Source organism: Anaerococcus rubeinfantis, assembly GCF_001487145.1.
GTDB classification, from domain to species: domain Bacteria; phylum Bacillota; class Clostridia; order Tissierellales; family Peptoniphilaceae; genus Anaerococcus; species Anaerococcus rubeinfantis.
The window spans coordinates 52279-69742 of record NZ_LN913015.1; the positions used below are offsets into that span (position 1 = coordinate 52279).

15 protein-coding genes, 1 pseudogene and 1 CRISPR repeat array are annotated in these 17464 nt (G+C 27.8%); of the genes and pseudogenes, 3 read left to right on the forward strand and 13 right to left on the reverse strand.

Translation table 11 applies throughout. The features are described 5' to 3' along the window. Positions 1–187: 187 nt before the first annotated feature. From BN3265_RS00285 to BN3265_RS00320, 8 genes are all read right to left on the reverse strand, one after another. Complete coding sequence (locus BN3265_RS00285; RefSeq protein ID WP_058989602.1) at positions 188–2260, reverse strand: heavy metal translocating P-type ATPase; 2073 nt, start codon at positions 2258–2260, stop codon at positions 188–190. A gap of 1 nt (position 2261) precedes the next feature. Next, entirely contained in the window at positions 2262–2603 is a 342-nt protein-coding gene (locus BN3265_RS00290) for a DUF6110 family protein (protein WP_058989603.1), read from the reverse strand. Positions 2604–2790: 187 nt separating this feature from the next. Then, positions 2791–2982, reverse strand: coding sequence for a hypothetical protein (locus BN3265_RS00295; protein ID WP_148362995.1), 192 nt, complete (start codon positions 2980–2982; stop codon positions 2791–2793). Between the two features lie 24 nt (positions 2983–3006). Then, positions 3007–5157, reverse strand: coding sequence for a ferrous iron transport protein B (gene feoB, locus BN3265_RS00300; protein WP_058989604.1), 2151 nt, complete (start codon positions 5155–5157; stop codon positions 3007–3009). Beyond that, on the reverse strand, positions 5158–5382 hold the full coding sequence (locus BN3265_RS00305) for a FeoA family protein (protein ID WP_058989605.1): 225 nt from the start codon (positions 5380–5382) through the stop codon (positions 5158–5160). It abuts the gene before it with no gap. A gap of 2 nt (positions 5383–5384) precedes the next feature. After that, on the reverse strand, positions 5385–5603 hold the full coding sequence (locus tag BN3265_RS00310; RefSeq protein WP_049689996.1) for a FeoA family protein: 219 nt from the start codon (positions 5601–5603) through the stop codon (positions 5385–5387). A 795-nt stretch (positions 5604–6398) separates the two neighbouring features. Next, a complete protein-coding gene (locus tag BN3265_RS00315) occupies positions 6399–7265 on the reverse strand; it encodes a DegV family protein (protein ID WP_058989606.1) in 867 nt (288 codons plus the stop codon). Positions 7266–7390: 125 nt separating this feature from the next. After that, positions 7391–7888 carry an AI-2E family transporter gene (locus tag BN3265_RS00320; protein WP_058989607.1) on the reverse strand — a complete coding sequence of 166 codons (498 nt, stop codon included), beginning with the start codon at positions 7886–7888 and terminating at the stop codon, positions 7391–7393. 92 nt (positions 7889–7980) lie between these two features. Between BN3265_RS00320 and BN3265_RS00325 the strand changes: the two genes are divergently transcribed. The 3 genes and pseudogenes from BN3265_RS00325 (at position 7981) to BN3265_RS00335 (ending at position 10750) form a co-directional block, all read left to right on the forward strand. Beyond that, a complete protein-coding gene (locus tag BN3265_RS00325; protein WP_058989608.1) occupies positions 7981–9027 on the forward strand; it encodes an endonuclease/exonuclease/phosphatase family protein in 1047 nt (348 codons plus the stop codon). A gap of 213 nt (positions 9028–9240) precedes the next feature. Further along, positions 9241–9752 (forward strand): annotated as a pseudogene (locus BN3265_RS00330) (nitroreductase family protein). Positions 9753–9970: 218 nt separating this feature from the next. Then, positions 9971–10750 (forward strand): Cof-type HAD-IIB family hydrolase, encoded by a 780-nt coding sequence (locus tag BN3265_RS00335; protein ID WP_058989609.1) that lies wholly within the window; start codon positions 9971–9973, stop codon positions 10748–10750. A gap of 350 nt (positions 10751–11100) precedes the next feature. Continuing rightward, positions 11101–12309: direct repeats of the CRISPR family, unit length 30 nt; unit sequence ATTTCAATACATCTAATGTTAGTAATCAAC. 135 nt (positions 12310–12444) lie between these two features. On the opposite strand, the gene cas2 is transcribed toward BN3265_RS00335, so the two are convergent. From cas2 to cas5b, 5 genes are read right to left on the reverse strand one after another with little or no spacing between them, the layout of a single operon-like run. After that, positions 12445–12726 carry a CRISPR-associated endonuclease Cas2 gene (gene cas2 / locus BN3265_RS00340; protein WP_058989610.1) on the reverse strand — a complete coding sequence of 94 codons (282 nt, stop codon included), beginning with the start codon at positions 12724–12726 and terminating at the stop codon, positions 12445–12447. Further along, positions 12726–13724: a type I-B CRISPR-associated endonuclease Cas1b gene (gene cas1b, locus BN3265_RS00345; protein WP_058989611.1), complete on the reverse strand. Its 999-nt coding sequence runs from the start codon at positions 13722–13724 to the stop codon at positions 12726–12728. Before cas1b ends, cas2 begins: the two co-directional genes overlap by 1 nt. 8 nt (positions 13725–13732) lie before the next feature. Next, positions 13733–14218: a CRISPR-associated protein Cas4 gene (cas4, locus tag BN3265_RS00350; RefSeq protein ID WP_058989612.1), complete on the reverse strand. Its 486-nt coding sequence runs from the start codon at positions 14216–14218 to the stop codon at positions 13733–13735. Further along, positions 14215–16737 (reverse strand): CRISPR-associated helicase/endonuclease Cas3, encoded by a 2523-nt coding sequence (locus BN3265_RS00355; protein ID WP_058989613.1) that lies wholly within the window; start codon positions 16735–16737, stop codon positions 14215–14217. Before BN3265_RS00355 ends, cas4 begins: the two co-directional genes overlap by 4 nt. After that, the gene (gene cas5b / locus BN3265_RS00360) at positions 16727–17464 is read right to left on the reverse strand and encodes a type I-B CRISPR-associated protein Cas5b (protein WP_058989614.1); all 738 of its coding nucleotides are present in this window, start codon (positions 17462–17464) and stop codon (positions 16727–16729) included. Before cas5b ends, BN3265_RS00355 begins: the two co-directional genes overlap by 11 nt.

Consider the following 17464-nt stretch of genomic DNA (forward strand, 5'->3'; position numbering starts at 1 on the left):
AAAAAACGATTTTCTTATTCCTATCATACATTTTTCATAAGTTTTTTCCATTTTAAAATTTACAACCATCACTTTGTTAGTCGAATTTAATTCCTAGGATTTCTTTACTTTTAATATTTTTAAAATTTTATTTACTAATCAATTAAATTTTCCTAAAAGAAAAAACCAAAGCTTTAAACTTTGGTTTTTAAAATTTATATTTTTTCATATTATCGCTTGCTATTGCAACTGTTGAAATATTGTGTAAAAGAGCTGATTGGGTATTTGTTATAAATGATCCCAAGCCTAGGGCGATTAATAGGGTATTAAAGGCGATTATTTTTTCATAATCATTTCTAACTCTCTTGTCTACACTTCTTGAAAGTTTTACAAGGTCCACTAATTCTTTTAATGAATCAGTTTTTATGGAAACATCAGAAATTTCTTTCGCAAGATCTGCACCTTTTGACATGGAAATTCCCACATCTGCTTGAGATAGGGCGATTGAATCATTGACTCCATCTCCAATCATAATTACTTTTTTTCCCATATCTTTCATTTTTTTAATATATTCTTCCTTATCTTCTGGAAGAACTTGAGATTTATAAAAATCTAGGTCAAGTTTCTTGCTTACAGCTTTTGCAGAATTTTCATTATCTCCTGTTAGCATTGCAATATGAGTAAATCCTAATTTTCTAAGATTTGAAACAGTTTCTTTAGCATCTTTTCTAATTGGATCATCTATACATAAAACTGCCAATAATTTATTATCAAACGCCATAAATAAAAGTGAATATTCTTCTTTTAAAGAATTGATCAAATCCCCTTGTTCTGAACTTATTTTAATTTTCTCATCTTCCAAAATAAAATGTTCGCTGCCAATTAAAGCTGGCTTTCCATCAATTGTAGATTTAATTCCATGAGCCATAACATATTCTGGCTTTGAATGCATTTCTTCATGGCGAAGATTTTTTTCCTTTGCTTTTTTAACAACCGCTCTTGCAATTGAATGTGGGAAATGTTCTTCAAGGCAAGCAGCAATTCTTAGTGCCTCATCTTCATTTATATCAAAAGCAATTACTCTTTTAACTTCAGGTTCTGACTTTGTTAAAGTTCCTGTTTTGTCAAAAATAATTGTATCTGCCTTAGCTATACTTTCAAAATATTTTCCACCCTTTACAAGGATATTTTCATCCCCAGCTTGGCTAATTGCTTTCATATATGCTATTGGAATTGTAAGTTTTAATGCACAAGAATAATCAACCATCAAAAATGATTTTGCCTTTATAAAATTACGAGTTAATAAATATGTTAAGCCCGCCCCAATAAAGGAATATTTTACCAAAGAATCTGCCATAGATTCCGCCTTTATTTGAGCCAAAGATTTATTTTTCTCGCTATCTTCAATCAATTTTATAATATGGTTTAACCTAGAATCATCATATTTTTTCTTAGCTCTTACAAGAAGGTCTCCTTCTTCAAGTACAGTTCCAGCAAAAACTGATGATTTTTCATTTTTTTCTACAGCCTTAGCTTCTCCAGTAAATGAAGATTCATTTACCATTCCAAATCCTTCAACAACCTCCCCATCAACAGGGATGGTTGTTCCCATAGAAACATAAATTAAATCACCAATTTCAACTTCTTTTAGGTGTTTAAAAACTTTTTTGTCCCCATCTTTTACTAAAACTTGGTCCACGTTAAGGGCTAGGGAAGATTTTAAATTCAACCTTGATTTTTTCAAAGTATAATCTTCAAGCTCTTCTCCCAAGGATAATAAAGCCATAATGCTTGCTGCATCTGCAAATTGTCCAGTCACAATTGAAACTGAAATCGCACTTGCATCCAAAAGAGCCACATCCATTTTTCTATTTTTCAAAGATTTTAGTCCCTCTTTTACAAAAGGATAAGCCCTTAAAATTGTAAAAAATGGCCTAAGCGGCATGGGCATAATTTTTCCAAAAATTATTCTCTTGTATGCCGCATTTCTTAGGATATGGAAAATTGATTTATCAACTTGTGGAATAAAATCTGCATCATCAATTTCAAAATTATCCAAAGATTTAAGATCAAAGTCAAGGATAAATCTTGCAATATTTCCTATATAATCTTCATCATAATTTACAATTATAGATTTTGAAATAGGAGAAATTTCACAAGTTTTTACTCCTTTTAACTTTTCGATTTTGTACTTTAATTTGTTAACGTTAGACTCTTTAAGATAATCTTCAAATAAAAATCTAGACCTACCAAGGGTTCTAGCCTTTATAGACGCTCTCATCCTAATCCTCTTTAGCTTCTTCTTTTAAATCTTCCTTTATTTCTTCTTTTATTTTTTCTTCAGCTTCTTTTTTAGCTACATTTTCAATATCAAGATTTGCCTTTGCTTCAGCTTCAAGTCTTTCTTCAATTTCATTTTTAACCTTAGCTTCTGCAACAATATCATCAGTTGTAAGCTTAATATTTTCTACAGTTTTGTCAACTGCTCCCTTAGCCTTTAGTCCTTGTTGAACTGTAGCTACTGCTGCTTTTTTTGCAAATTTTGATGTAAGTACTTTCCCACCAATAGCACCTGCTATTACACCTACACCTGCACTAATAATTTTCTTGTTTACCTTAATCATATCTTCCTCCTATGATTTAAAAAATAATTTTACAAAAATAATTCTAGCAAAATTTTTTATATTTTAAAAGTTAAAATTTCTGTAATTATTAAAGGCAAAAATACAAAAAATCTTGAGAATTTTATATTCTAAAAGGAAGACTCTAGCAAATATAAATACTTTGCAAAAGTCCTCCTTCTAAAAACAATCAGTCACAATATGGGCATGATTTCTTTTTTGTTTTTTCTTTTTTGCTATGGCAAGTATTTGATGAACAAGAACTTTTTTGTGCACAATCCTTGCATCCAAAATTTGATCCTTCTTTTATAAATCTTGTATAGATTATATAGGAGCAAATACCCAATATTACTAGCAAAAATATCCATGATTGTAAGTTCATAAAATCATCCCTTTCTATTTTTTACTATTTTCTAGCTAAATTTAATTTATAAGTTCTCTTTTCTTCTTTATATTTAACAGGTCTAAATATTAAGTATAAGATTGCTGCTAAAACAATTAAAGAAAGTATTGTCATAATTGAAAATTCTTTATAAACAAAGAAGTTTGCTAAATGATAGAAAACAAAGGCAATAGCATAGGCAAATGTCATTTGATATCCTATTGCAATTAAAGTCCATCTATTGTTGTTCATTTCTGTTTTTATAGCTCCAACTGCTGCGAAACATGGCATACAAAGCATATTGAAAAGTAAGAATGAATATCCAGCAACTGGTGTTCCTATTGCTTGGTTGAAAGCTGTAATTAATTGTCTATTTGTTTCATCAAGATCTGCTCCAATTCCAAGAACAACTCCCATTGTTGAAACTACATTTTCTTTTGCAACAAATCCTGTAATTGTTGCTACTGCTGATTGCCATTGTCCAAATCCTAATGGTTTAAATAAAACAGCCAAATATCCACCTAAAACTGCAAGTATTGAGCTTTCTGATTCAGCTTCTACCAATTTAAATGAGAAGTCAAAGTTTGATAAGAACCAAATAATTATAGATGAAACTAAAATTATTGTTCCAGCTCTTTTTACAAAGCTCATTCCTTTATTAAATACATCTCTTAAAACTGAAGTAACTCTTGGTGCATGATATGGTGGAAGTTCCATAACAAATGGAGCTGGCTCTGATGCAAATTCTTTAAATTTCTTTAAAATAATTCCAGAAATTATTACAGAAAGTATTCCAATTATATAAAATGAAAATGTAACTAAAGCTTGGTTTTCTTTGAAAAATGCTCCAGCGATTAAAGCTATTACTGGAAGTTTTGCAGAACATGGCATGAAAGATGTAGTTATAATTGTAATTCTTCTATCTCTTTCATTTTCAATTGTTCTTGATGCTTGAATTCCAGGAACTGAACATCCTGTTCCAATCATTACTGGTATAAAAGATTTTCCAGAAAGTCCAAATTTTCTAAATACCCTATCCATTACAAAGGCAACTCTTGCCATGTATCCTATATCTTCAAGAATTGAAAGTAGGGCAAATAATACTAACATTTGTGGCAAGAATCCTAATACTGCCCCAACTCCGGCTATAATTCCGTCAGTTGCAAGACCAACTAAAACATCGTTAATTCCCATGTTTGTTAGAAAATCTGCTACTGCTGGTGTCATTGTATCTTCAAAAAATCCATTTACAGCATCAGTCGCCCCTGTTCCAAGAGTTGAAATTGCTATATAATAAATAACAAACATTACAAGGGCAAAAATTGGAAGTCCCAAAATTCTATTTGTAACTATCTTATCGATTTTGTCAGTTGTTGAAAGTTTTGGTGGAGCTTTCTTTAAAACTTTTTCTCCAACTTCTCCAAGAGCTTCATATCTTTCTGTTGTTACAATACCTTCAGCTACATCATCTTCTATTTTTTCAAAATCTTCTCTTATCTTATTAATATTTTCTTTCTTATCAGATGATAAAGAAATATTCTCAAACATATCCTCATCATTTTCAAAGGCCTTGATTGATAAATATCTTTCAAGTTTAGAATCAACAGATCCAGAAATTTCACTAGAAATTTTTTCCAAAACTTCTTCTAATTCTCCAGAATATTTTAAAGGATTTGGCAAAGATTTTTTATTTTCTGATTTTACAATCTCATTGATTAAGTCTTTTGTTCCTTGTTTTTTGCTAGCAACAATTTCTACAACTGGGCATCCAAGAATTTTAGAAAGATTATCTTTATCAATAACATCGCCATTTGATTTAACTATATCCATCATGTTTAATGCTATTATTGTTGGTATACCTAATTCAATTAATTGACTTGTAAGATATAAATTTCTAATAAGATTTGAACCATCAACAAGATTTACAATCAAATCAGGTCTTTGGTCAACCAAATATCCTCTTGAAACTACTTCCTCCATTGTATAAGGAGAAAGTGAATAAATTCCTGGTAAATCTTGGATAATAATATCCTTGTGTCCTTTTAATTTTCCCTCTTTTTTATCGACTGTAACCCCTGGCCAGTTTCCTACTCTTTGACTTGAACCTGTTAATTCATTAAAAAGAGTGGTTTTTCCTGAGTTAGGGTTACCAGCTAAAGCAACCGTATAAGTCATCTATTCCTCCACTATTATATTTTTTGCATCTTCTTTTCTAAGAGTCAATTCATAACCACGTAAATTAACTTGGATAGGATCACCTAGTGGGGCAATTTTTCTAACATAAACTTCTGTTTTTTTTGTAATGCCCATATCCATAATTCTTCTTATGGTTGCACCATCACCCTTGATTTTTTTTATTATAGCGCTTTCGCCTACTTTAACATCCTTTAAAGTTTTCATTATTATATCTCCCTCACATATATTCTTTTTGCTAAGTCTTTATTAAGTGCATACTTACTATTATCTACCATGATAATATAATTAACACCATCAAAGAAAAATAATTTTACTTTTTTTCCTTTCACAAAACCTAAGTTTGAAAGGTGAGTTTTTATTTCATCATTTCCCGCTATTCTAATAACTTCTGCTTCTTGATCATTATTTAATAATGTAATTGGCATATCTTCCTTCTTTCTATATACTTGCTATTTATTTTCTATTATTTCAAAGTAATTTTAATTATAGCTTATAATTATATGTTTTACATAATAATAATAGTTAATATCAGCAATTCTTTAAAAAAGAAATTAACTTTAAGCTAGACTTGTGAAATATTTTTATAAATTATAAAAGAATAAAAATTATGTAAAATACTGATACAAATTATCATTATCTTCGAGATTATTATACAACTAAATCTTGATATTAAATATCATTATATTGGTTTTGTTTTATTTTTTGTAAATATATATAAATTTTTTTTGTTTTGAGTATGTTTTTTGAAAAATTAAAAATTTTTTATTCCTATAAATTAAATTTTTGCAAAATAAAAACTCCTAAGAAATAAATTGAAAACAATTATTTAAATAATAATACAGACTGTTGACAAACTAAAATTTTAGCCATTTCGACCAGATAAATAACCGTTGATTTCGGTTGTTTATCCCGATTCATCGTGTGCAACGAGTGGAGAAATCTCATGAGATCTCTCCATGCGTTCGTTTCACTCACACTAAAACACCTTTGCTTCGCAAACTCATTCGTGATTTATCACTTAGTTTTAGGGATAAATGTGCAAAATCAATGCACATTTATCTAGTCGAGATGGGTTGCAGCGTAATTTTATTTTTAAATTAACAATAAATTACTAAACTGACTTTGTCTACGCTCTGAATTACTTAAATAATAATATTTTTTTATTTTCTTAAGAGTTTAACTTTTTTTATTTAAATTTTAAAAATAATTGAAAAATTTGATTAATCAGCTGGAAAAACCGAGCATAATATAACCCCATTTCCCAAATGAACACCTATAACTGGAGTGATATCAATCACATCAAATTTTTCCGCTTTTTCTATCTCTTCTTTTAATCCTTCTTTTAAAATTTCTATTTCCTTATCACTATCTCCACCACCAATTATAAGATGGTAGGAAGGATATTTTTCGCACAATTCCTTTAAATATTCTATAAAAAGTTTATAGGATTTTTTCTTGCCCTTAACTTTTTTTAGAATCTTGATTTCTCCCTCTTCTATACATAAAATCGGGGAAAATGAAATAAGATTTGCAAGTTTTCCTATTGTTTTTGGAAGTCTTCCACCTCTTGAAAGGGCATCAAAGTTTTTTACAACACCACTTACATTACAATATTTTAAATTTTCCTTAGTTTTTTCTACTATAAAATCAAAATCATAGCCTTCTTTTGAAAGTTCAGCCGCCTTTATTATTGGATAAATTGCTGCAGTTGTAGCTGTATCTGTGTCGATAATTTCAATCTTAACATCATCTTTGTCAGCCGAAAAAATTTCTTTTGCCAAATTCATCATTTGGTTCATTCCTGAAAATTTCTTGGTCATAGAAAAACCTATAAAATTTTTATAACCCTTGTCATACTCCTCTTGCAAAATTTCCAAAAAATTACCAATCGACGGCGTTGAGGTCCTTACCCTATCCTTGCTTTTCTTAAATTTTTTAAAAAATTCTTTCCTAGAAATATCTACTAGGTCTATGTAAGATTCGTCTTTAAAATGTATATTAAAAGGAAGGATTCTAATTTCATATTTATTTGCCAAATCAAGATCAATATTGCATCCTGAATCTGCTATTATTTTTACGTTCTTCATATTAACTCCAATTTATATATTATTTACCATTAATTAAATATATATATTTTTCAATCTATAATTACAGCTTTTTATCACTATACTTTCATCATTTCTTAAAACAATTTTTATAATTAATTTTCCTACTAGCTTTCATCTTTTTTATTTTTTTCAATATCGAAAGCTTCTCTAACTTCAAAAAATACTCCAAGCATCAAAGAAATAATTGAACCAACAAGAGCCCCAAGTCCTGGTGAAAATATCAACATAGAAAGTCCTGTGATTAATATAGTAAAAACAGGCTTTAAGCCGATAGATTTTCCCAAAATTATTGGTCTAAGTATTTGATTTACCAAAAAAGTCAATACAAATAAAATCGCAATAGAGATAGAAAGTTTAACATTTCCCATAAAAAATAAAATTACAGACCAAGGAATAAGAATAATCCCACTTCCCAAAAATGGCAAAAGATCAACTAAGGCTATCAAAAATGCAATTAAGATAAAATATTTAATTTTAAAAACGCCAAGGCCAATTGCCAAAATAACAAAATTTATTATAGATGAAAACAAAAGGGCTTTGATCAAATCTTTTAAAGCAAGACCAGTCGCTTTCAAATATCTTTTAAAAAATTCTTTTTTCATTTTCCCTTCCTTATATGTAAGAAAAATTAGGGTATTTATATTATACTAAGAATAAATTTTTGAGCAATTTGTCAAAATAGAAGAGGTGAAATATGAAAAAAGCAATAAAAATAATCTTTTCAATTTTAGGAATTTTTCTTTTAGGATTTATGATCCTTTTATCCTATCTTTGGATAAGAGAATATAGGCCAGAAAAAATTGAAAATTTAAAAGTTCAAGGTATGGGTAAAAAAACTCCAGAAATTGGTGAAAAATACAAAATAATGACTTGGAATATTGGCTACGCTGGCCTTGATAAGGATACGGACTTTTTTATGGACGGAGGAAAAATGGTTTTTCCGATAAATAAAAATCACGTGGAAAAATCTCTAGATCATATAATAAAATCAAGCGAAAAAATAGACGCAGACATCAAATTTTTTCAAGAAGTAGATTTAAATTCAAAAAGAACCTATCACATGAATCAAGTAAAAAAAATTAGAAAAAATTTGGGTGGAAACACAAGTTTTTCTTTAAATTTTAAAGCAGATTTCATTCCATATCCAATCCCACCAATGGGAAAAGTCGAATCAGGAATAATGACCCAAAGTGATTTTAAAATAAAAAAATCAAAAAGATATCAACAAGAAATCCCCCACAAATTTCCAACAAGACTAGTAAATCTAAAAAGAGCCTTCAACCCATCCTATATAGACATAAAAAATTCCGACAAAAAACTTGTCATAGTAAACGTCCATCTTGATGCTTACGAATCTGGAAACAAAGGAAGAGTTGCCCAAACAAAAGAAATAATAAATTTTATAAACAAAGAATACAAAAATGGAAATTATGTCATAGTTGGAGGCGATTTCAACCAAGAACTTACAGGAATTCACAAAAAATTGCCAAAAGGAATTTGGAATCCAAGTCCTTTCCCAGAAAAAATGCTAACAGAAAATATAAAATTATATTGTGATAAAAATGGAAAAACATCAGTAGTAAACGACAAAGCCTATACAGGAAAAGACGCATATCTTTCAACAATAGATGGATTTTTGGCAACGGATAATGTAGAAATAAAAACCATAAAAACCCAAGAAAAAGAAAATTTCCAATACTCCGACCACAATCCCGTTGTTATGGAATTTATTTTGAAATAAGGGATAAAAGTTTTGCACTTTAATTTAAAATAAAAACAAGAGATCTCTCGACTTCGCTCGAGATGGGATTTGTTTATATTTAAATAATTACCAAAGTAATTTCAAAATTAAGAAAAGTATTTGATTATTAACATTAGATGTATTGAAATAAATATAAGCAATTTTATACTGATATTGGGTAAGTTTATAAAAACAATAATTAAAGGAGGTATTATGGACTTTATTGAACTTGTTAAAAGTCGTTATTCTTGTAAAAATTTTAGTGAAAAAGAAGTAGAAAAAGAAAAGCTGATCTTATTCTTGAAGCTGGAAGGCTTGCTCCTACTGCCAAAAATATGCAGATACAAAGAATTTATGTTGCAAAGTCAGACGAAGCACTTAGAAAAATTGATGAGCTTACTCCTTGTAGGTATAAGGCTCCTCTTGTTTTGCTTGTGGCTTTTGATGAAAGCGAAGCTTTTGTTTATCCTGGAGAAAAATATAATTCAGGCATAGAAGATGCCACAATAGTAGCAAGTCATATGGTCTTGGCAGCAGCAAACCAAGGCGTCGATTCTTGCTGGGTAAATTTTTTTGATCCAGACAAGGCTCACGAAAAATTTTCATTGCCAAAAAATGAAAAAATAATCGCAATGATAGATTTGGGCTATGCAAACGAAGGAGTAAAACCTTTAAAAAATCATTATAAACGCAAAAATATAGATGAAACTGTGAAATTCATTTAAAAATTTGATTTAAAGATACGGAATAATTTTCTGTATCTTTTTATTTTAAAAATACGAGAAAAATCAAAAATAAGCTCCTATAATATGGCAAATTTTTTATGTTATAATATAAATGATTATATTTATTACTGTAGAAAAATTAATTATGATATTTTTAAAAAATAAAAAGTGATTATAGAGCGTGTTGAGTATGCATATAGAAAAGGTTAGGAGAAATAATGAAGAATATAAAAATCGTGTTCTTTGACATCGACGGAACACTTGTATCTCTTGATAAAAACGATATTTCAGAAAAGTCGGCTTTTGCTTTGAATAAGCTTAAGGAAAAAGGAATTAAAATTTGTATAGCGACAGGTAGAGCACCAATTCAGATTCCAAAATTTAGGGGGATTGATTTTGATGTTTATTTAAGTTTCAACGGATCTTTGGTTTTTAATGAAAACGAAGATATTTTCAAAAATCCTCTTTCAAAAAATGATATTTTTACCCTACTTGAAAATGGAAAAGCTATGGATAAGCCTTTGGCTGTTGCAAGTAAGGAAATTTATGCTTGTAATGGTACAAATCCTGATTTGGAAGAATATTTTTCCTTTGGAGGAAGTCAGCCAAAAATTTATGAAAATTTTGAAGAAATTATAGGAAATGAAGAAATTTACCAAGCAATTTTGCCAATAAAAGAAAATGAATACGAAAAAGCCATGAATAATGTTTTGACAACCAAAATCGCAGCTTGGTGGGATAGGGCAGTAGATTTGATTCCAAAAAACGGTGGCAAAGGAAAAGCAATCGAGGAAGTTTTGTCATTTTATAATATAAAAAAAGACGAGTGTATGGCTTTTGGTGATGGAAACAACGATTTAGAAATGTTTGAAGCAGTAAAATATGGAATATGCATGGAAAACGGATCAGATGATTTAAAAAATATTTCCTATGATGTGTGTAAAAGCGTAGATGATGATGGGATTTATTATTATTTAAAAGAAAAAGGATTGATTTAGTTGGTTTTGTGGTGTAAATATTTTTATTATAAGAATTAAAAAAAAATTCAAAATCATTACGATTTCAAATTTTGATATAAATAAAATTTTCAATATTTTTACAACAAAAAAGGTCTTGATGTTAATTTATATATCAAGATCTTTTTATTGATTATAATTAAGATTTTATGGATTTTTGATACTGTCCATAAGATTATTCATTGGGTTTCAAAATTTTTCTTGCATTTTCTTATGAAATATACCAAATCGATAATATTAGAAATTTTTATTATTTATTGATAAAATATCTCTAAATAAAATAATTAGTTAGACTCCTTTATCCCGCACCAAATCAAAAAAGGTGGAAACACATTTCAATACATCTAATGTTATCAATCAACTTTTAAATACTGACTTTTTTAGGATTTGTAGGGTATTTCAATACATCTAATGTTAGTAATCAACAAGAAGAATTAAAAGGCGTATAGATTTTCTTACATTATTTCAGTACATCTAATGTTAGTAATCAACCAAAAACAAAAATGGAAAGACGAAGACAGAGCCTAATTTCAATACATCTAATGTTAGCAATCAACTTTAATCTTAATAATGTAGAGGCTAATCCTATAACATTTCAATACATCTAATGTTAGTAATCAACGTTTTTTAAGTCCCGATGGTGTAAGTCCTAATTCTTTATTTCAATACATCTAATGTTAGTAATCAACAGTTTTGCACTTTCAGCACTTCCATCAGCTTCAAGTATTTCAATACATCTAATATTAGTAATCAACCTAGTAGGTATTTAAAAAAGGGCAGTCAGTGTGCAGTATTTCAATACATCTAATGTTAGTAATCAACCTTATGCTGTTAATAATAATGATGTTATTGTATTTCAATACATCTAATGTTAGTAATCAACAAAAGGCAAGGGAAACACTTGGAGATAAAGATGGTGATTTCAATACATCTAATGTTAGTAATCAACCATTGCTGAGGGTGCTGTAAGGGCAGGTAAAACTGTATTTCAATACATCTAATGTTAGTAATCAACTGTAATTTATGGCTAGAAAAGTCAGAGGTATAACAATATTTCAATACATCTAATGTTAGTAATCAACAAAGTTTGTACGAATATTAAATTTAGTCCAAGAGTATTTCAATACATCTAATGTTAGTAATCAACTATAAATTAAGGAGCTATTAATGTTATATTTATTATTTCAATACATCTAATGTTAGTAATCAACGATGAGTTACACGAATATAAAAATGCCAGCAAATAATTTCAATACATCTAATGTTAGTAATCAACATAAATAGGGATTTAAAAAATTACATAGTAATAGATACATTTCAATACATCTAATGTTAGTAATCAACACCTATATTTCTTTTTTCGCAGTTAGTTACAACTTGATTTCAATACATCTAATGTTAGTAATCAACCTGTGAACTCCCTATAAAAAATTTGTGACGTTTATGATTTCAATACATCTAATGTTAGTAATCAACATAAGAACTAATATCAATAATGCTAATTGGTTTGAATTTCAATACATCTAATGTTAGTAATCAACCAATATAAAATACACACTTTAAATATACATCCCATCAATATATTACCCATTTTATGAGATTTTTTGATTTTTTACCAGCTATTTCTATTTTTTTCTTTTCTTTGTTTTTTCAAATTCTTTTATTTTCGCTGGTAATTATATTATTACATCTTCTTCAAGTGATTTGTATTTTCCTATTGTTTCTTCTTCGAAAGTTTCTTTGTTATACATTTTTATTATTGTTACAAAGTCTTCTTCTTTTTTTATTGTTTTTTCAATTTCTCTTTTTAGAGCAATAATTTTTGATGGGCTTATTTCTCCTCTAAATACTGAATTTTGGTGGTGAGTTAAATATTTTTTGCAGACTTTAAATACTTTATTTACTCTTTTTTCTCCAACATCATAGAATAGAAATATATAATTGTAATTTTTTGCCACTAATATTTCCTTTCTAATAAATAAGGTTCGAATTCTTTGTCTTCTAGTATATATTTTATTAATTTATAGCAATCTAACTTTATTTGTGTTTGATAGCTTACATTTCTTTTTAATTTTTCATTTTTAAATTTTGTTTCTATTCTTTTTTCAAAGGCTGCTATAAATATTTTCTTCCCCTCATCGTTTAGGATGCAATAATTTTGCTCTTTTAAAAAATGATCTTCTACTCTAATTTTTCTATTATTTACTAAATCAAAAATTGTTTTAAATACTAGTATTGGCTTGAATGCCTCGCACATATCTAGGGAAAGAGAAAATCTTGATTCACTCGGCTCGTGCAAATAACTTATGGCTTGATTTAAGTGGGTCCTGTAGATTGCTGTTATGGTTTTTGTGTATAAGAGTGAATTTCCAAATGATATTAGGGCATTTATTGGATTATCTGGAGGTCTTCTTACTCTTTTGTTTAAAATAAAATCTTCATTTAGAAAATATTTGAAAGAATCATAAAATCCTTTCCAAATTTTTCCTTCTATATACAAAATTTGTTTTATGTTATTTGATTTTTCAAGCTCATTTGGAATTTCATTTTTTAGATAATCAAGGAAAGTTTTAACTTTCTTTTTATCATGTTTATAGTAGTGATATAGAACTTGATAAATATTTTTCCCTATCGCTTCTACAATTTTTTTAGCTATTTCTATTCTTTTTTCATTATAGGCTTCCACTTGTTTGACTAAAAGTTTTCCGCTTATGTATTTTTCTCTTGGATAAAATGTTCCTGAATAGTTTCCGTAATAATTGAAAAAATGTAGAACTATATGCTTACTTGCAAGAAAATCTAATAATTTTGTATTTATTGTCGTCTCGCTTAGTATGTAAAGCTCTCTTATGCTTTCTATGGGTATATAAATATTTTTTCCATTTACCCTATAAACTAAAGAATTATCTTTTCTTTTTATTTGTCCATCTGTTAAAAGATATTTTGTTCTTCCCATACTTTCACCTAGATTTTGCAATATTCATAATAGGCACATTTTGTGCATCCTTTTATTTTTTTAAATTTTGGAATCTCTTCTTTTGAAATAAATTCTTCTATTTCTTTAAGTAATTTTTCTAGCTCTTTTTCTTTTTTATGGTCCAAGTCCAGATATTCTGTTTTTTTGCCTTGATTGTTTTCAACAAATTCTAATTTTCCTTTTTTGATTATTCCTTTTTTCTTCAATATATAAAGATAATAGTAAAGTTGCCGTCTGGCTGCTTCTTTATCTGCATCTGATTTTTTGATTTCTACTAAATATTTATCTGTAATTTTATCAACCACTATATTGTCTATTTTTATTTCAGCATTTTTCTTGTTTTCGCTTTTATTTAAGTGGATTTCTTTTCCAATTTTCACAAGTTCGCTGTTATCTTCGAAATTTAACTTGTTGGCAAACAAATAGCACTGTCTTTTACAATGAAAATAATAATTTATTATTGTTCCATTCATATTATGTCCCCAAATTCATCATTTCCATCTTTATAATTTAGTCTTTCCTTGTAAATATATCTTTCCCCATCTTCTATATAAACAAGATTTCCTATTATGCCGTTGGCTGTTTGTATATATTTTAAAAAATCTCTTTTTGAAATTCTGTAGATAAAGTCTGACATTTGAGCTTTCTTTTCTGAAAGTTTTACAATTTTTTCGCTATAATCCATGTCTTTATTTTCAATAAGCTTTACATATTTGTCCCAGATTTCAGATCCCCTTATTTCTTTTCCACCTATCTCTAAATTTCTACTTAAAAATAGATCAAGCATTTGCCTATTATCATCTATCAGTTCCATGTGTTTAGATATTTTTTCGAAATTTAATTTAATAAGGTCTTTTTCAAAATTTATATAGGCATATTCGTCCCTATCATTTTTTGCTTTTTGTAATTTTAGGGCAAAATATCTGGAAAAATCTTTTGTTTTAAGATCATCTCTCCTATCTTTATTTCTTAATGTCAAAATATCTTGGGCGTTTTTATAAATTTTCTTTTCATCTGCCATATCAAAAAAATATGCTACAGCATCATTTTTTAAAGCTGACCTTCCAATTCTTCCCAAAAACTGTTCTTCATTTTCAAGCATAGATATATCTTTATAGCCAATGTCCATATCAATATCAACACCTGCTTCTACAACTTGACTTGCAATTAATATAGTTTTTTTATCAATTTTTCCACTTATTTGTCCAATGACTTGGGACTTTCTTTTTAGATTATCATCACCTGTTAAGATTAAAATATTATATTGAGCGAAAAGCTCTTCTTCGTTTAAGATTTTAAAGAAATTTTCTGCATCTTTTTTCCTTATAAATTCAACCAATACTTTTTGGCGATTTCCTATATTCTCTTCCATATGATTTAAAAGATGGTTATAATCAATTTTTTCCAAATCCAACAAATCATAATTTATTTTAACCCTGTTTTTAAATAAAGGTTCATCAAAAATTTCTCTTGGATTTTTAATTAATTTTCCTATATTTTTCTTTTTATCATCATCTAACAAAGCCGATAAATCTGGAAGAGTTGCTGACATTATAATTATTTTTAAATTAAAAATCTTTGCATAAATCTCCAACATTTCTATAATTTCATTCCACAAATCTTCTCTATAAGCTTGGATTTCATCCAAAACAATGACAGAATTTGTAATTTGATAAAGACCAAAAATATTCTTTCTTTTATTTGAAAAAAGCGTATTAAAAAGCCCTACATTAGATGTGATTATAAAAGGAGAGTGGAGAAACTGTCTATCGAGGAGAGATTTTATATAATAATCCCAATCTTTCATAAAATCATCATCTTGGCCTTTTCCAATTGGAGTAATGGAATTTATTATAGAAATATTTTCTTCAATACTGGTTTTTTTATAATATTTTAAGAGAGTATTTTTATTTTGTTCCACTAAAGTATTAAAGGGATAGGCATAGATTATTTTATTAATCTGATTATTTAATAATTTGAAAGATAAATTCATAGCAGTATTAGATTTGCCCGATCCTGTAGGAACTTCTAGGAAAAATATATTTTTGTCCCTTTCTTCTTCCAAATTTTTTTCTGCATTTAGGAAAATCTTTGTCCTAAGGTCGTTTATATTTTCTTTTTTCTCATAAAACTTACTTTCTTGGCTTTTTCTAATATTTTTTATGAGTTTTGAATTGTTATATATTTTTATAAGGTCATTTTGATCTATTTTTTGAAGCTTTGTCTTATATCCATTCATATAATCAGTTGTAGCATAAAAGTCAGCTGCAACTAAGATAGAGTAGATTAATCTTGTGTAGATGTATATTTCTTTGGATTTTGATTTTTTGAAATCTATATAAGAAGAATCCATATCAAAATCATAGATCAGATCCATAATTTCATTAAATATTTCTTCAAAATCATCAAAAAATTCTTCCTTTATATTCTTATCTTTTCTTAAATATTTTAAAGTTTTATAAAATTTACTTCTTTCATCAATAAATAAATCAAAAAAATTATGGCTTGCATATGAAAAATCAGACAAATCACTATGGTGCCTTGAAATTATAAAGGCATTTAAAAAAATAATATAATAAAATTTTTCTTTTAATTCATCATCAATTTTTAAATTTCTAATTTTCCCTACACAAATATAAACATAAATAAATGATGAAAGTATAGAATGTTCTCCTTCTATTCCCAAATCTGTAAGATCTATTTCGAAATTTTTTAATTTATTTCTTTGAAATCTCGAATTTATCTTTCCTAAATCATGAAACAAAATTACTGAATCTATTAGATCTTTAAAATAAGTATATCCATCTTTTTCATCAAAAATACTTAGGAAAAATCTTTCAAAGACTTTTCCCAAGTTTTTTTCATCTAGAATTTTTTGGTAATATCCAAAAGTTTTATTAATATGGTCTTGTAAATTTTCTTTACTATTTCCTACCCCATCTATGTGACCTAGGTATTGATCTGGATTTTTAACTATAAAATCAAGCTTCATAAATTCCTTCTTCACTGTAAAAGACAAGTTTTAAATTATTATCTATATCTTTAAATATTACATTTTTATCTGATTTTTTCCTAACTTCTCCATTACTTGCCAAGGTTTTTTTTCTTATATATCTTTCAGTGTCTTCTTCTAAGAAAAATGGAAGATTTTCTTCATATTTATAAATCTTACTTTTTAACCTTAGTTTAAAATCTTCAGCTAAAAATAGAGAATCTATAATATTTTCATCACTTTTTCCTATATCAACTATTTTACAATTACTAATATTTGCCATGTGATCATTTGTTCCAAGATAAGGAGTAAATATTGTTTTTTTATCTAAAATATATTCTTTTATAAAGTCACTTTGGTCATTTTCTAATAAAATATAAATTAGCCATGAAGGATTTTCTAGCCAAACTTGTTTTACTATTAGATTTCCACCTTCTTCGTTTGAAGCAAAAGCTGTAGAATTATTAAATATTTGCAACTTCTTATCAAAAATTCCATCATTTCCCTCTGGAACTATAGAAATTTTAAGGTCTTTTAATTTTTTATAAAATTCAGGATATTTTTCCCTGTCCTTTTCGTTATAGCCCTTGTATCCAAGAATTGCTCCCAAAAGTCCAAGAAGGGCAATTCTGTGAATTTGCCCATAAGTATAATATAGATAAGTATTTACATCTGGCTGTTTGAAAAAACCTGTTTTACCACTTAATCTAAATCTCAAAGCTTTCAT

Coding starts and splice junctions, on each gene's coding strand:
- BN3265_RS00285 (WP_058989602.1), bottom strand. CDS start 2,260: ATGAGAGCGTCTATAAAGGCTAGAACCCTTGGTAGGTCTAGATTTTTA.
- BN3265_RS00290 (WP_058989603.1), bottom strand. CDS start 2,603: ATGATTAAGGTAAACAAGAAAATTATTAGTGCAGGTGTAGGTGTAATA.
- BN3265_RS00295 (WP_148362995.1), bottom strand. CDS start 2,982: ATGAACTTACAATCATGGATATTTTTGCTAGTAATATTGGGTATTTGC.
- feoB (WP_058989604.1), bottom strand. CDS start 5,157: ATGACTTATACGGTTGCTTTAGCTGGTAACCCTAACTCAGGAAAAACC.
- BN3265_RS00305 (WP_058989605.1), bottom strand. CDS start 5,382: ATGAAAACTTTAAAGGATGTTAAAGTAGGCGAAAGCGCTATAATAAAA.
- BN3265_RS00310 (WP_049689996.1), bottom strand. CDS start 5,603: ATGCCAATTACATTATTAAATAATGATCAAGAAGCAGAAGTTATTAGA.
- BN3265_RS00315 (WP_058989606.1), bottom strand. CDS start 7,265: ATGAAGAACGTAAAAATAATAGCAGATTCAGGATGCAATATTGATCTT.
- BN3265_RS00320 (WP_058989607.1), bottom strand. CDS start 7,888: ATGAAAAAAGAATTTTTTAAAAGATATTTGAAAGCGACTGGTCTTGCT.
- BN3265_RS00325 (WP_058989608.1), top strand. CDS start 7,981: ATGAAAAAAGCAATAAAAATAATCTTTTCAATTTTAGGAATTTTTCTT.
- BN3265_RS00335 (WP_058989609.1), top strand. CDS start 9,971: ATGAAGAATATAAAAATCGTGTTCTTTGACATCGACGGAACACTTGTA.
- cas1b (WP_058989611.1), bottom strand. CDS start 13,724: ATGGGAAGAACAAAATATCTTTTAACAGATGGACAAATAAAAAGAAAA.
- cas4 (WP_058989612.1), bottom strand. CDS start 14,218: ATGAATGGAACAATAATAAATTATTATTTTCATTGTAAAAGACAGTGC.
- BN3265_RS00355 (WP_058989613.1), bottom strand. CDS start 16,737: ATGAAGCTTGATTTTATAGTTAAAAATCCAGATCAATACCTAGGTCAC.
- cas5b (WP_058989614.1), bottom strand. CDS start 17,464: ATGAAAGCTTTGAGATTTAGATTAAGTGGTAAAACAGGTTTTTTCAAA.